Raw genomic sequence first — 15,280 nt, forward strand, 5'->3', positions numbered from 1 at the left:
AAAGCAAAATATCTAAGCTAGATTTATCTCCACTTTCCTCATCATACTAATTCGCTGCAAATATCACACTTGGTGAAATCAGACTAAGTCAAATAATACTTAGTAAAACTACTTTCCCAAAATAAACAATAGTAGTCTTACAAGAAAAAGTCACGAACTGTTAAGATGTCCGGCTAGCAAATATCTGATTTAACACGGGCAAGATACCCGCACTACAAAAAACCCTCAAAGTAAAATGACAGACTATTAATAGGTAAATGCATCAAATACAAAAATAGCAAAGAAAGCTATTTAGGATTACTTTCTAATGAAACAAACTTTAAAACAACTTTACAGAGATCTAAAAGCAATACTTATTACTCTTAGGACACTTTACAGTTTGGCGAGCACCGATTTCATCACAGCTAATTTGTAGAAAACTGTGACTGAAACTTTATAACCTTTATAAAGATTTATATCATGAATCTAGCAGAATTGCGTACGTACATACACTGAAATCAAGTACATCTTAACAATTCTTCATGAGTTTTATGTGATTTGTACTACTTCTGTCAATAGAAGCAACTGCCTGTAAAGCTTATATATGGGTAATTTCAAGCTGATACTTATGTATAATGAAGTTTATTTTGATGGACAAAAATACAACTAAGTATTATTGCATATAGTTTTATTTATTGCTCATCAAAGAAAATTATAGTGGATTGTGGCATTGTCAGGCGATCGCTAAGATTGATGTTGAGAGGGGCGAGATACGGAGAATCTAACTTACCCTACGCAGGGTAAAAAACAGCAAAAAAATAAGGCGAGTATTTCTCACCTTTTTAATTAGTATTAAATATAGCAGTTGCCACGAAAATTAGAAAAAATGATAGCTGAATGCAAACTACTATACCTCAACTCAAATAAATACTTAACAATTACTTTGCGTTTTTACGCCACCAATCAATCGTATTTTTCAAGCCTTCCTCAAATCCCACCTGTGCTGTAAAACCAAATTCTTTCTTTGCACGTTCAGTATCTAAACAACGACGGGGTTGTCCATTGGGTTTGTCGGTTTCCCAAACAATCTCACCTTCAAATTCCATCAACTTACAAATTGTTGTAATCAAATCTTTAATGGAGATTTCGTAGCCAGTGCCTAAATTCACAGGCTCAGAACCATCATAAAATTGAGTACCCATGACGATACCACGAGCCGCATCTTCAGAATACAAAAACTCCCGTGTCGGAGTTCCATCTCCCCATACAGGTAACTGCTTATCTCCCCGTGCTTGCGCTTCCTGAACTTTGCGAATTAACGCCGGAATTACGTGGGAACTACTGGGATCAAAATTATCTTCAGGACCATAAAGATTGACTGGAAGTAAGTAAATCCCGTTAAAGTTGTATTGTTGTCTGTATGCTTGCAATTGGACTAACAGGGCTTTTTTAGCTATACCATAGGGTGCATTCGTTTCTTCAGGATAACCATTCCAAATATCATCTTCTTTGAATGGCACAGGCGTAAATTTGGGGTAAGCGCAAATTGTGCCAACGCAGACGAACTTCTCCACACCAGCTTCGTAAGCAGCATGAATTAACTGTGTCCCCATCATCAAATTGTCATAAAACAACTCTGCGGGTTTTTCGCGATTCAAACCAATACCACCAACATGTGCCGCTAGATGGATGATAATATCTTGCTGGTCTGCTGCACGTTTACAAGCTTCCATTTGGCGCAAATCGTAATCACGCGATCGCACCACTGTAATTTTATCTTGGGTTGCACCAGCTTTACACAACTGTTCAATTACCTGCTTACCCAGGAAACCAGCACCACCAGTCACCAGAATCCGTTTGTTGCTTAACTCTAAACTAGTCATTTTTTATCCTCATAAAAAAAGTGGTTGGTTACTGACTATTTGTTCTCAGCTAACTACCAACCATTAAAACAATTCGCAATTCGCAATTCGCAATTCGCAATACTCGCAGAGCGAGAGGCAAGCTACGCAATTATGTTTTGTAACGAGGATTTGACCCCGACACAAAACACACTGCTTGCTAGTTGCAGGGGAATTAAACCCCCCCTATTTTATTAAAAACTAACTATTAACCATGAAACATTCTCTAAAAGTGCAATGCACCCAATTCTTGACGAACAGTTGCAATATCACGGGGAACTTCTCCACCTTTACCATTCACAGAAGTAATACCCAAAGCTTGCAAATCAGCTTCTACCATCAACTGTACAAGTTCTTCAAATGTCACAGAAGGTTTCCAACCTAATTTTTGCTGTGCCTTGGTTGAGTCACCAATCAATAAATCTACTTCCGCAGGACGTAGATAACGCTCATCAAATTCTACATAATCTTGCCAATTGAGGTTTACATACCCAAATGCCTTGTCTAAAAACTGACGCACGGTGTAAGTTTCACCGGTGGCAATGACATAATCATCAGCTTGCTCTTGCTGCAACATTAACCACATTGCCCGCACATAATCCTTCGCGTAGCCCCAATCTCGCTTCGAGTCAAGATTACCCATATACAAATTTTTCTGCTTACCTGCCACAATCCGGGCAACCGCCATTGTAATTTTACGAGTTACAAAAGTTTCACCACGACGCGGTGACTCATGGTTAAACAAAATACCATTACAAGCGAATAAATTGTAGGATTCGCGGTAATTTACAGTTTGCCAGTGAGCGTATACTTTCGCGCAAGCATAGGGACTACGGGGATAAAAAGGAGTTGTTTCGCTTTGGGGTACAGCCTGTACCAAACCATACATCTCTGAAGAACCTGCTTGATAAAACCGCACTTGAATACCTGTGCGGTGTTGATAATCACGAATTGCTTCCAACAAGCGCAAAGTTCCCACACCCACCGAGTCAACAGTATATTCTGGAGAATCAAAGCTAACACGGACATGGGATTGAGCGCCCAGGTTGTAAATTTCTACTGGTTTAACTTCCTCTAAAATGCGGCGCAGTGTGGTTCCATCCGTCAAGTCACCGTAGTGCAAAAATAAACGCACTCCCTTTTTGTGAGGGTCTTCATACATGTGATCGATGCGATCGGTATTGAATGTAGAGGTACGGCGAATAATACCGTGAACTTCGTAACCCTGTTCCAGCAAAAACTCGCTTAGATATGAACCATCTTGACCTGTGATACCAGTAATCAGCGCTCGCTTTTGTTGCGTCATGCTCAATAATCCCTCGTTATCTACTTGTTATTTACCTATTGAGTATAGATAGATAGACATATACAACCTGGTATAAGCTAGCAGCTGCTAACTTTTTTGCCCAATGGGAAACCTACTAGTTATCTAATGTCTATCGTGCAAACTTTACGTAAATCCACTTACGTTGTTGAGTTGTTTACTAGCCCATCTAAGCTTAACGAGGAAAACTCATATGCTTCAGCAGATTTACACTAATATTCATAAAATCTTCATATTTGCTTCATATTAATTTTGCAAGTATGACTTATGCACGTGAAGCCAGAAGCCCGCTTTCTTCGTCGATATCTGGTCGTCAAAACAACTGTTATGCATAGAAACCGGGTTTCTTTGCAGGGTTTAATATTTCAAACAAAAAAATATCTGCGAAGCATAGCCCCACAGATACCGTAATATTTATACATTGATGGTCTAAATTTTTAGCAGCTTAGTATGCACCATTATTCTTGGGAATAATAACAACACCAATTGTTTTGAGAACAATACACAAATCGAGCCAAAAAGTCCTAAATTTTACATAATGTAGGTCTATTTGTACTCGACGAGGATAAGGAATGTCATTACGCCCAGAAACTTGCCACAATCCCGTAATTCCAGGTTTGATAGTTAATATTTGGTCGATGTGACAGCCATATTTTGGCAGTTCCTCCTCAACCAATGGTCGCGGACCCACAACACTCATGTCTCCTTTGAGAACATTCCAGAATTGGGGAAATTCATCCAAGCTGGTAATTCGCAAAAAATGACCAATCGGTGTAATTCTGGGGTCGTGTTTGAGTTTAAAATTTGACTCAAACTCATCTCGCATTTGTGGTGAGGTTTCCATCATCTGTATCAGCATGTCATCAGCATTACTGACCATGGTGCGGAATTTAATACAATTGAAAGGCTTGTAATTCTTTCCCACCCGTTCTTGAATATAAAAAATTGGTCCCTCCGAACCAGCTGCAATTAGAAAAGCTAATAGCAGATAGACAGGAGAAAAGGCTATCAGTACAAATAGCGAAAACGCTATGTCGAATAATCGCTTGGCAAACTCTCCGTTGATTCCCGCAAAAGGCAAACCTTTAGATTTGGGTTTAGGTATCCTTTTTAGTTGACCGCGTTTTAAAAAGGTACGCGAAGATGCGCTAGCGGTCTGCCTTGGGCTTCGCTTTCCGGAGAGGAGTGAGCTCTGGGCAGTCATCATACTCCTTAAAAATCCACACCACACATAGTCCCAATCTTAAAGCTTGACAGGTGCTTCTGGGGCTTTATTTCCAAAAGCTTACCGAACAAGATGTTATAAACCAGGAACGATTTTGTTTTCTTTGCACATTCTTAAAAAGTCAAGATAGCGCTGTGCAAAGACTTGTGAGGAAAAATTGCCAGCATGCGTCTTCAAGTAAGCGCAATCAATTTTTCCTGAATATGTCTCAAATTCTTGGACAGCATCTACTAAGGCGGCTGCTGTTTGTTGTTTAAATAGAACACCTGTACCTGTACCTGGCGGTGAGGAGCGAATATCCCGCACAGTCTCCGATGCACCACCCATCCCGTAGGCAATTACTGGAGTGCCACATGCCTGGGCTTCGACAAGGGCAATGCCAAAGTCTTCACATGCTGCATATACGAATGCCTTGGCGGCAGACATATATTTTTTTACAACGTCGTCGGGTTGCCATCCCAGTATATTTATATTAGATTTTGATATCTTTTGGATATTTTTCATTTCTGGTCCTGTGCCAATCACTACCAGTGGTTTTTGAAGTTCATTGAAGGCTTGAACAATTAGAGATACTTGCTTGTAACTCACTAGTCGGGAAACAATGAGATAAAAATCCTCTTTTTCGGCTGAAAAAGGGAAATTATCAACGTTGACGGGTGGATAAATCACTGCGGCTTCGCGACGGTAGCAGCGCCAGATTCTCCGGGCTGTATGTTGCGAATTGGCAATAAAATAATCTACCCGGTTAGCACTTAATACATCCCACTGGCGGAGGCGATGCAACAAATAGCGAGCCATCCATCCGGCTACCCCATGCCCTAAATTGCTTTGGTGCAGGTAATCAAATGTTAAATCCCAAGCGTAACGCATGGGACTGTGGCAATAACAAATATGCAGTTGCTCTGGGGTTGCCAATACTCCTTTGGCGACTGTGTGCGATGAAGACAGAATTACGTCATAATTACGCAAGTCTAATTGTTCGATCGCCAGTGGCAGCAAAGGTAAATATTTTTGAACTCCATGGCGCGAGGCGGGAAAATGCTGGAGAATAGTTGTGCCAATTTGACGTTTATACAGGTAACTATCGGGATTTACTGATTCAAAATCGATGAGGGCATACAAATCGGCAGCAACATGATTCAGAATCTCGCGAACGACGAGTTCTGAACCACCAGTGGCTTTAGGTGTAAGCCATTCATGCACTAGAGCATATTTCAAGGGCACAGCTAACTTTGGGGATAAGTAATCAATAATACAAGCAAGTTGTGATGCAGTTTGAGTTGTGGATGGTTAACTGAAAAGTTTCCCTTTGTCATGAATGAATGGGCAAGGCTCCATACCCGCTTATCGACGAAATTCTCCCTTTACAGGTTCCGAAGGTACGCCATAAGCTGATAACCTCGTTGTTGGAATTAAATTTGACGCTCAGCGACAACAAATATAGGGGATTTATGCGAATTTTAATCATGGGTGGCACCCGATTTATTGGTGTTTATCTGACAAAAATTTTGGTAGAACAAGGGCATGACGTGATTTTGTACAATCGTGGTAATCGTCCAGTGCCCGCAAATGGGGTTAAACAAATTATCGGCGATCGCACCGATCCTTTTCAATTGCAGGAAAAATTAGCTAGCGAAAAATTCGATGCCATTTTTGACAACAACGGTAGGGAACTTACTGATACTCAACCATTAGCGGATATTTTTCAAGACCGTTTGCAACATTTTATATATATGAGTTCCGCCGGGGTATACCTAAAATCGGACGAAATGCCGCATACAGAAGGGGATGCTGTTGATCCAAAAAGTCGCCACAAGGGTAAATTTGATACAGAAGCTTACTTATCCACGAAAAATATACATTACACATCCATACGTCCTACGTATATTTACGGTCCGCAGAACTACAACGATTTAGAAGCATGGTTTTTCGATCGCATAGTTAGAAATCGTCCGATTCCGATTCCCGGCAACGGAATGCATATTACCCAGTTAGGACATGTCAAGGATTTAGCCATGGCAATGTCGAGAGTTTTGGGTAATTCCCACGCCATTGGACAAGTTTATAATGTTTCCGGCGATCGCTTTGTGACTTTTGATGGTTTAGCCCGTGCTTGTGCGATCGCGGCAGGAAAATCGCCTGATGAGATTAAAATAGTTCATTATGACCCGAAAAAGTTTGATTTTGGCAAACGCAAAGCTTTTCCCATGCGGGTACAGCATTTCTTCGCATCGGTGACAAAGGCGATGAGTGAGTTGGGATGGCAACCGGAATACGATTTGGTTTCGGGATTAAAGGATTCTTTTGAGAATGATTTTATGATTTCGGGAAGAGATAAAAAGGAAATTGATTTTTCTACGGATGAGGAAATATTAAAGGCGGTTGGCTAATAGGTTAGATGATGGGTGAAGGCGCGTAATAGAAATTTCCAGAAAAATGAAAATTATTATTTAGCGTCCTCACCCTACACCAAATTTTGACATCAATCTGAACATGTATCTGGGTTTATCTCAACATATGATTTAGTAGCTGTAGATTTCAATTTCACTTCCCTCAATAAAATTTTGTCGAAGAGTAACTGGGTTTCTTGAAAATCAATTTTTGGACTATATATTTTGGACTAGGGAAGATTATAAGTTTACTATTGCTTCATTGCTGATTGAGTTACGAAAGTCTGTCATCCACTAGGTTAAACTAGTAGCACAGAGAGAGTAGCTACTATGTCTGTCGCCCACAATTTTGACATTCCAGATCATGTAGTCAATGGTGTAATATTTCCTCCAGGGGATTTAGACAGTGACGAACCACCATTGGAAAGCGAACTACATTTAAGACAGATTATCTTACTGCTTCAGTGCTTGGAACTGTGGTGGCAAAATCGTCATGACTTTTATGCTGCGGGAAATCTCACAATTTATTACAGTTCCCGCAAGCGCACATCGGAGGAATTTCGGGGACCAGATTTTTTTGTGGTGTTGGAAACGGAACGCAAACCCCGTAAAAGTTGGGTTGTTTGGGATGAAGACGGTAAGTATCCCAATCTAATTATTGAATTACTTTCGGACTCTACAATAGCCACTGACAAAGGTTTAAAAAAACAGATTTATCAAAGTGTTTTTCGTACACCCGAATATTTCTGGTTTAATCCCCATAATCTCGAGTTTGCTGGGTTTATTTTACTCGGTGGAGAGTATCAACCGATTGAGCCTCAATCACAAGGTTGGCTATGGAGTCAACAGCTAGGGTTATATTTGGGTGTTACTCAAGACAAATTACGCTTTTTTACACCGGAAGGTGACTTAGTACCGACACCAGAAGAAGTTGCCAAACAAGAGAAAGAAAAAAGCGATCGCTTGGCTGCTAAATTAAGAGAATTAGGTGTCGATCCAGATACAATTTAGATTCAAGATATGGATTTACATTGATTGACAACACAAAAAGGGCAGGCAATAATACCCACCCCAAAATTCAAAAATTAACTCGAAACTATGAGAATTAACCCAATAATTTCTTGGCTGTTGCAATCACATTATCAACACTAAAACCAAACTTCTCCATACAGACTCCACCAGGAGCCGAAGCACCAAATCTGTCAATGCTAATTGCCTCACCTTCAGTACCAAGGTACTTGTGCCAGCCAAAGCTTGTGCCAGCTTCTACAGATACACGCTTAGTCACAGCTTTTGGTAATACTGACTCTCTGTAAGCTGCATCTTGAGCATCAAACAAATCGGTGGAAGGCATGGAAACTACACGCACTTTCTTACCTTCGGCAGTGAGTTTCTCGGCTGCGGTGACGCAAAGGCTAACTTCCGAACCAGTAGCTATCAAGATAATTTCTGGTGTCCCTTGGCTATCCAAAATTACGTATCCACCTTTGGTTACGCCTTCAATCGAAGTACCTGCCAAGTTGGGGAGGTTTTGACGGGAGAACGCTAATAAAGTGGGGTTGTTTGTTTTGGCTTTCTCAATGGCAACCTTATAAGCACCTGAAGTTTCAGTTCCATCCGCAGGACGAATCACAGTCAGGTTAGGAATCGCCCGTAAGGAAGCCAGTGTTTCTATTGGTTGGTGGGTAGGACCATCTTCACCTTGTCCAATGGAATCGTGGGTCATTACCCAAATTGTACCAGCAAGGGACAATGCCGATAAACGAATAGCCGCCCGCATGTAGTCGGTGAAAATCAAGAAGGTAGCACCATAGGGAATTAATCCCGAACCATGCAGTGCCATGCCATTACAAATCGCACCCATTGCATGTTCGCGCACACCGAAGTGGACATTGCGATTTTGGAATTGTCCTTTTTGGAAGTCGCCTTCGCCTTTGATTTCAGTAAGGTTGGAGTGGGTTAAGTCAGCCGAACCACCAATCAATTCTGGTAATACTGCCGCTAACTTGTTCAGACAGGTTTCCGAATGTTTACGGGTGGGGAGAGCTTTGTCTTCGGGGGTGTAGGTAGGTAATACCTTGTCCCAACCATTGGGAAGTTCACCGCTAATCAAGCGTTCAAATGTCGCCGCTTCTTGAGGATATTTGGCTTTGTAGTCAGCAAATGTCTTGTTCCATTCAGATTCGGCTGCTGCACCCCGTTCTACTGCCTTACGCATGTGGTTGAGGGCATCTGCGGGAACTTCAAATGGTGCGTACTCCCAATTTAAATTTTGCCGAGTAAGGGCAATTTCATCACTACCCAAAGCTGCACCATGGACACCTGCGGTATTGGCTTTGTTGGGAGAACCGTAACCAATAGTGGTTGTCACCTTAATCATTGTCGGTTTGTCGGTGACTGCCTTGGCATCTGCGATCGCTTTTTCAATTGCTGCTAAATCGTTGTTACCATCTTTAACGTGGAGAACATGCCAACCATAAGCTTCAAAGCGCTTGGAAACGTCTTCGGTAAAAGCAACATCGGTGGAACCATCAATGGAAATGTGGTTATCGTCGTAAAGGGCGATTAATTTACCCAATCCATAGTGCCCAGCCAAAGAACAAGCTTCACCAGAAACACCTTCCATGTTACAACCGTCACCCAAAATTACATAAGTATAGTGGTCAACGATTTTGGCATCGGGTTTATTATATTTAGCGGCAAGGTGTGCTTCTGCCATTGCTAAACCGACTCCATTGGCAATACCCTGTCCCAAAGGTCCGGTGGTTACTTCCACACCTGCCGTCACAAAGTTCTCAGGGTGTCCAGGGGTTTTAGATTCCCACTGACGAAATTGCTTAATGTCCTCAATTGTGACACTGTCGAATCCAGCTAGATACAGCAGGGCATACTGCAACATCGAGCCGTGACCAGCAGATAAAATAAATCTATCCCGATTAAACCACTTGGGATTTTTGGGGTTAACCCGCATGAATTTATCCCAGAGTACAAACGCCATTGGCGCAGCGCCCATAGGTAATCCGGGGTGTCCTGACTTGGCTTTTTCTACAGCATCAACTGCCAAAAAACGAATTGAATTAATACAAAGTTCTTCAAGGGATTGGGTTGCAACAGCCATAATACTTTTGTTCTTAACGACGGGTTAGCACTCTTACTAGTTTCACTGCTTAAAGAAATAATAATTTTCTCTAAGCAATTATTTTCATCATCCCATTGCTGCCTATTAGCGGACAAGCAGTAAAAACAGGGAATTGGTTAATGGGTAATCGGCGATGGGCAATACCCGTGCAGGAAGCGGCTTCTCGTGACGAGCGCCGCTCAAGCTACGCAATAAATACCCCATGCCCTAAGCGATGTACTTCTTAAAGACTAGCGCAACATTATGACCGCCAAAACCAAAGGAATTAGATAAAGCCACCTCAACTTTGAGTTTTTTGCTCGTGTTGGGGACATAATCTAAATCACAATCGGCATCAGCCTGGAAATGGTTGATTGTTGGGGGAACGATGTCATTGGCAATGGCTAGCACCGCCGCAACTCCTTCAATCCCACCAGAACCACCTAACAGGTGTCCAGTCATTGATTTGGTGGAACTAACCGCTAACTTGCGGGCATGTTCGCCAAATACAGTTTTCACCGCAGTCGTCTCCGCAGAATCGTTTGCTGGGGTACTTGTACCGTGAGCATTAATGTAGCTCACCATCTCTGGTGAAAGACCAGCATCTTTTAATGCCATCCGCATTGCTCTTGCCGCACCTTCGTGTCCTGGTGGCGGAGATGTGATGTGATAGGCATCGCAGGTCATTCCATAACCCACAATTTCCGCATAAATACGGGCACCACGAGCCAAGGCATGTTGTAATTCTTCCAACACTAATATCCCCGAACCTTCGCCCATGACAAAACCATCACGGTCTTTGTCAAATGGACGGCTAGCATGGGTGGGGTCATCATTACGAAGCGAAAGGGCTTTGCAAGCAGCAAAACCTGCGATCGATAGGGGAGTAATTGCTGCCTCTGTACCCCCGCAAATCATCGCTTGGGCATATCCATTTTGAATTAATCGGAAAGCATCGCCAATAGCATTGGAACCAGCCGCGCAAGCCGTTACAGGGCAGGAGTTTGGACCTTTAGCACCAATTTGAATTGCGGTTAAGCCAGATGCCATATTCGCGATCATCATCGGTACCATAAACGGGCTGCAACGGTCTGGTCCTCGGTTGAGGTAAACCGTTTGCTGTTCTTCCATTACTTTCAAGCCACCAATACCCGATCCAATCGTGACACCGATTTGTTCTGCGTTCAGGTCATTGATAACTAATTTTGCATCTGCCAGTGCTTGTTTTGCTGCGGAAACACCAAATTGGGAGAATCTATCCATCCGTTTGGCTTCTTTTCGATCCATATAATCTTGAGGATCAAAATTTTTGACTTCTCCAGCAATGCGGCAATCATGGCGTGACGCATCAAAATGGGTGATTTCGCCAATCCCGTTACGTCCACTCACTAATCCTTCCCAGTATTCCCATTGAGTGTTTCCGATTGGGGTAATTGCGCCAACACCAGTTACAACAACACGTTTACGTTTAAAATCTTCTGTCATGACGATAGTTTAGGTGGCTCTTTATAAAGAGTGCTGAGTAGTGAGTGCTAAGTGCTGAGTGGGGAGAGTGGGAGAGATTTGTCAAAGTTTCTAATTTATAACTCCTAACTCCTGACTCTCATTTTTGACTCAACGCACTCTACGAGAACGCAGAGTAGGTAAAGCACTCAGCACTTCTAATAAAATTATGCGGATGCGGCAACTTTGTTATTGATGTAATCCACAGCTTCTTGAACGGTGGTAATTTTTTCTGCGGCTTCGTCGGGAATTTCGATGTTAAATTCTTCTTCCAAAGCCATTACCATTTCCACGGTATCTAGGGAGTCAGCCCCTAAATCGTTGGCAAAATTGGATTGAGGGTTGATTTTCTCATCCTCTACACTAAGTTGATCGGCAACAATTTTCTTGACCTTTTCAAATATTTCTGTTTGGCTCATAGATTAAATCCTCAACCAGTTGCTATATTCCGCTCGTTAAATGGGCGATTGCTTTTTTTGCATATACATCTTATCTGAAAGCGCGATCGCCCGTACATGCTTTCTTCTTCAATTTTGCCTGCCCTATCCCAATTTTTTCATATTGGTGCGAACCTGTTAAAAATATTTGTCAAACCAGCATTTCTCAAACAAGTGAGTCAACTCGACTTGTAACTAGCCTGGGGAAAGTTACTTCGCGCTAAGTAAAAACTGACCTTTGGGCAGGTGACACTACATTGGGCTACATTTGGCTGATGCAATTATTTTACTTCTCAACTGTGATTTAATTTGACATGCTGATCCTCGCCAAGATAAATCAATACCAACAATATTGCTGCTAATACTCCTTAGCAATGGTAAAACAGTTATTGTTAAAGGCAAATGTCTGAAGTTTGTCTGAATAGAGGTTGCTTACTTGACCAATTAATCCTTGATGGTACAAGCCCCGGATTTGTCCATAGGGATTAATTACGAATTACGAATTGCGTAGCTTGCTTCTCGTGACAGCGAGTATTGCGAATTGCGAATTGCGAATTGCGAATTGCGAATTGCGAATTGCGAATTGTAAAGACCCCTGCTGGTTAGACTTCACCAAAAAACATTTTTCCCCGAATTTCTCTACTAATCCATTAATTACTATGCTATCTCACACATTAAAGTATGCTTATTTTCCAGGTTGTGTTGCTCAAGGTGCATGTGGGGAACTCCATTTGTCTACTGTCGCTTTGGCGAAAGCACTATCAATTGAACTAATTGAACTTAAAAAAGCTTCATGTTGCGGCTCTGGGACTTTTAAAGAAGATTCGCAATTACTTGAAGACACTGTTAACGCCCGCAATATTGCTCTGGCAGAAGAATTAAATTTACCTTTATTAACCCATTGCAGCACTTGCCAGGGTGTTATTGGTCATGTTGATGAAAGATTGAAGGAAAGTCAAGAAAAAAATCCTACTTATTTGCATAAAGTCAATAGTTTGTTACAAAAAGAAGGGTGTTTGCCTTATCGTGGGAGTACAGAAGTAAAGCATCTTTTATATGCTTTGGTGGCTGACTATGGTGTGGCGGAAATTCAGAATCGTGTGACTCGCAAGTTAAGTAATCTCAAATGTGCGGCTTTTTATGGGTGTTACTTACTACGCGCTCAGAAAAACACTCCCTACGATAATCCTTTCAACCCGGAAGCGATGGAAAATGTCTTTCGGGCAGTTGGGGCAACTCCCATATATTACAAAGGGCGCACCCAATGTTGTGGATGGCCCCTTTCTAGCTATGCGACTACGGAATCGTTTAAAATGGCAGGAAAGCAGATTCAAGATGCCATAGATTCTGGTGCTGATTGTATTGTTACTCCTTGTCCTCTGTGTCACCTGAATTTAGACTCTCGTCAACCGGAAGTGGAAAAGGTGATTGGGAGTCAGTTGGGTTTACCTGTGTTACATTTACCCCAGTTAGTTGCTTTGGCATTGGGAGTTAGTCCGCAGGAATTGGGTTTAGAGAGACATATTGTTTCCACTCAGCCAGTGTTGAAAAAATTAGGTTTATAGCTTTTGAGATTTTTGGCTAGTACATGAAGGCAGAAGTAAGAAGGCAGGAGGCAGAAGGAATAAAGCTTATTTTACAGGCTTTTTGTCTATTTTTAATGGTTGGCTTATTTACGCCGAACTGTACTAGTAGAATCGATCGCAGTAGCTTAAATAATCAGATTCTCAGCAACAAAGAATTTGCACGAGTCTTTCAGTATCCCCATATATCAATTCTCAAACTCCTATCTCCTGCAACATTTGCAAATGCTGCTCCACCGAGGCGAATGTATTGGCAACAATCATTCCACTAGCCGCCACAGCAGGTAAACCAATACCGGGGAAAGTCGAATCTCCACAACAAAATAATCCCGCTAATGGTGTTTTAGCACTGGGAAATAAACCCTCACTAGCACGAATTGCCGCTCCATAGGAACCATTGTGTCTTCGCAAAAAGCGTTCGTGGGTAAGGGGTGTGCCCACTAAAGTGACTTCACAACGCTTTCTAATGTCGGGAATTATTTTCTCTAATGCTTCCCACATAACTTGCGATCGCATTTCCTTTTGTTGTTTATACTCTTGACTATGGCGACTCATGCCTTTCCACAATCTATATGGCTCATTTCCCGGTGTGTAAACATGAATTACATGCTTGCCTGGGGGGGCGAGGGTGGAATCTAGTACGGAGGGAATGGAAATGACGATGAGGTTTTGCGGTGTTGTAATTCCCACTTTCCAGTCTTTGACAAAGATATAATGACATGCCAAGTCGCGACGAATTCCTTGAGCATCAATACCCAAGTGTAAATGCATGAAGCTATCACATTCGGGTGTCGCTTGTCGCTGCTGGCGATATTTTTGTGGTACAGCATTCGGGGGGATTAATTTCAGGGTATCCCACACCGATGCATTCGATATGACTGCTTTGCTGGCACGGATAGTTTTTCCATTCCACAATCGCACCCCGACTGCTTTCTTATTTTCCACAATTATTTCTTCAACATGGGCATTGAAAATTAAGTTACCGTTGTACTTTTGCAAGCCTCTCACCAAAGCATCAACTAACGCCGCACTACCACCAATCGGATAATCCAGCTTTACCCCAGGTTTGTACCAGTCAGCAAACATAAAGGCAACTTCCGCCGTATTCGTACCATCCGCAGGCAAACCTGAGAGGAGAAAACACAACATATTCAGCCAATTGCGAATAAAGCGATCGCCCACAACTTCATCCATAATCTGCGAGAATGGTCCTGTAAGCTTGCGGGCGTTTGTCGCATGACGCAACATCGATGGAGCATATCTCCCCACAGTCCTTACAGCCCCTAAATCTAGGCGCAGAGCCGACATTGGTAATCCTGTGGCAGCTTGGCTATAGGGTATCATTACCTGTTGTAATTCTCGCCATTCCTGCACCGCATTATCACCCCGTAACCTTTGCAGCACCTCACAAAATTGTTCTGCCCCCACGGAAGTATCAAAATCACCTTCCGGCAAACAGCATCCCCAAGTATCGTAGTTAACACAGGGTAATTCTTCACCAATTGCTGCAAGTACCTGTTGGAGAGGATTAGATGAGGGACTATCGGATAAGCCTGAGTATAGAGAAGGTCCCGAATCGAACTTATAACCATTGCGTTCAAATCCGTGTGCAGCACCACCAGCGATTGTATGACTTTCGCATACAGTTACATTAAAGCCATATTTTGCCAACATTGCAGCACAGCTTAAACCACCAATTCCACTACCAATGACAATAATGTCGGTATTTTGCTCGGCATTCATTTGGGTAACACACTAAAATTGCTTTAATATTTCTAAATCTTCAACTGGAGAAATTTGGGATCTAAATTTGAGGTCTT

At 42.2% G+C, this 15,280-nt stretch carries 11 protein-coding genes; 3 read left to right on the forward strand and 8 right to left on the reverse strand.

Annotated elements, in window-relative coordinates; genetic code table 11:
* Positions 1–917 precede the first annotated feature (917 nt).
* From VB733_RS23130 to VB733_RS23145, 4 genes are all read right to left on the reverse strand, one after another.
* On the reverse strand, positions 918–1,862 hold the full coding sequence (locus VB733_RS23130) for a GDP-L-fucose synthase (RefSeq protein ID WP_323342405.1): 945 nt from the start codon (positions 1,860–1,862) through the stop codon (positions 918–920).
* A gap of 244 nt (positions 1,863–2,106) precedes the next feature.
* Positions 2,107–3,186 (reverse strand): GDP-mannose 4,6-dehydratase, encoded by a 1,080-nt coding sequence (gene gmd / locus VB733_RS23135; protein WP_096610208.1) that lies wholly within the window; start codon positions 3,184–3,186, stop codon positions 2,107–2,109.
* Between the two features lie 463 nt (positions 3,187–3,649).
* Complete coding sequence (locus VB733_RS23140) at positions 3,650–4,408, reverse strand: sugar transferase (protein WP_323342414.1); 759 nt, start codon at positions 4,406–4,408, stop codon at positions 3,650–3,652.
* Between the two features lie 96 nt (positions 4,409–4,504).
* The gene (locus VB733_RS23145; protein ID WP_323342406.1) at positions 4,505–5,653 is read right to left on the reverse strand and encodes a glycosyltransferase; all 1,149 of its coding nucleotides are present in this window, start codon (positions 5,651–5,653) and stop codon (positions 4,505–4,507) included.
* Positions 5,654–5,880: 227 nt separating this feature from the next.
* Between VB733_RS23145 and VB733_RS23150 the strand changes: the two genes are divergently transcribed.
* The gene (locus tag VB733_RS23150; RefSeq protein WP_323342407.1) at positions 5,881–6,819 is read left to right on the forward strand and encodes an NAD-dependent epimerase/dehydratase family protein; all 939 of its coding nucleotides are present in this window, start codon (positions 5,881–5,883) and stop codon (positions 6,817–6,819) included.
* 330 nt (positions 6,820–7,149) lie between these two features.
* Positions 7,150–7,830 carry a Uma2 family endonuclease gene (locus VB733_RS23155; RefSeq protein WP_323342408.1) on the forward strand — a complete coding sequence of 227 codons (681 nt, stop codon included), beginning with the start codon at positions 7,150–7,152 and terminating at the stop codon, positions 7,828–7,830.
* Between the two features lie 94 nt (positions 7,831–7,924).
* On the opposite strand, the gene tkt is transcribed toward VB733_RS23155, so the two are convergent.
* From tkt to acpP, 3 genes are all read right to left on the reverse strand, one after another.
* The gene (tkt, locus tag VB733_RS23160; protein WP_323342409.1) at positions 7,925–9,937 is read right to left on the reverse strand and encodes a transketolase; all 2,013 of its coding nucleotides are present in this window, start codon (positions 9,935–9,937) and stop codon (positions 7,925–7,927) included.
* 228 nt (positions 9,938–10,165) lie between these two features.
* Positions 10,166–11,422, reverse strand: a complete 1,257-nt coding sequence (fabF, locus tag VB733_RS23165) for a beta-ketoacyl-ACP synthase II (RefSeq protein WP_323342410.1) — start codon at positions 11,420–11,422, stop codon at positions 10,166–10,168.
* A 185-nt stretch (positions 11,423–11,607) separates the two neighbouring features.
* The gene (gene acpP / locus VB733_RS23170) at positions 11,608–11,859 is read right to left on the reverse strand and encodes an acyl carrier protein (protein WP_096610216.1); all 252 of its coding nucleotides are present in this window, start codon (positions 11,857–11,859) and stop codon (positions 11,608–11,610) included.
* A gap of 677 nt (positions 11,860–12,536) precedes the next feature.
* On the opposite strand from acpP, the gene VB733_RS23175 reads away from it, so the two are divergent.
* Positions 12,537–13,442 (forward strand): CoB--CoM heterodisulfide reductase iron-sulfur subunit B family protein, encoded by a 906-nt coding sequence (locus VB733_RS23175; RefSeq protein ID WP_323342411.1) that lies wholly within the window; start codon positions 12,537–12,539, stop codon positions 13,440–13,442.
* A gap of 213 nt (positions 13,443–13,655) precedes the next feature.
* On the opposite strand, the gene VB733_RS23180 is transcribed toward VB733_RS23175, so the two are convergent.
* Positions 13,656–15,203 carry an NAD(P)/FAD-dependent oxidoreductase gene (locus VB733_RS23180; RefSeq protein ID WP_323342412.1) on the reverse strand — a complete coding sequence of 516 codons (1,548 nt, stop codon included), beginning with the start codon at positions 15,201–15,203 and terminating at the stop codon, positions 13,656–13,658.
* Positions 15,204–15,280: the final 77 nt, after the last annotated feature.

This window comes from Calothrix sp. UHCC 0171, from assembly GCF_034931845.1.
Lineage (GTDB): Bacteria > Cyanobacteriota > Cyanobacteriia > Cyanobacteriales > Nostocaceae > Brunnivagina.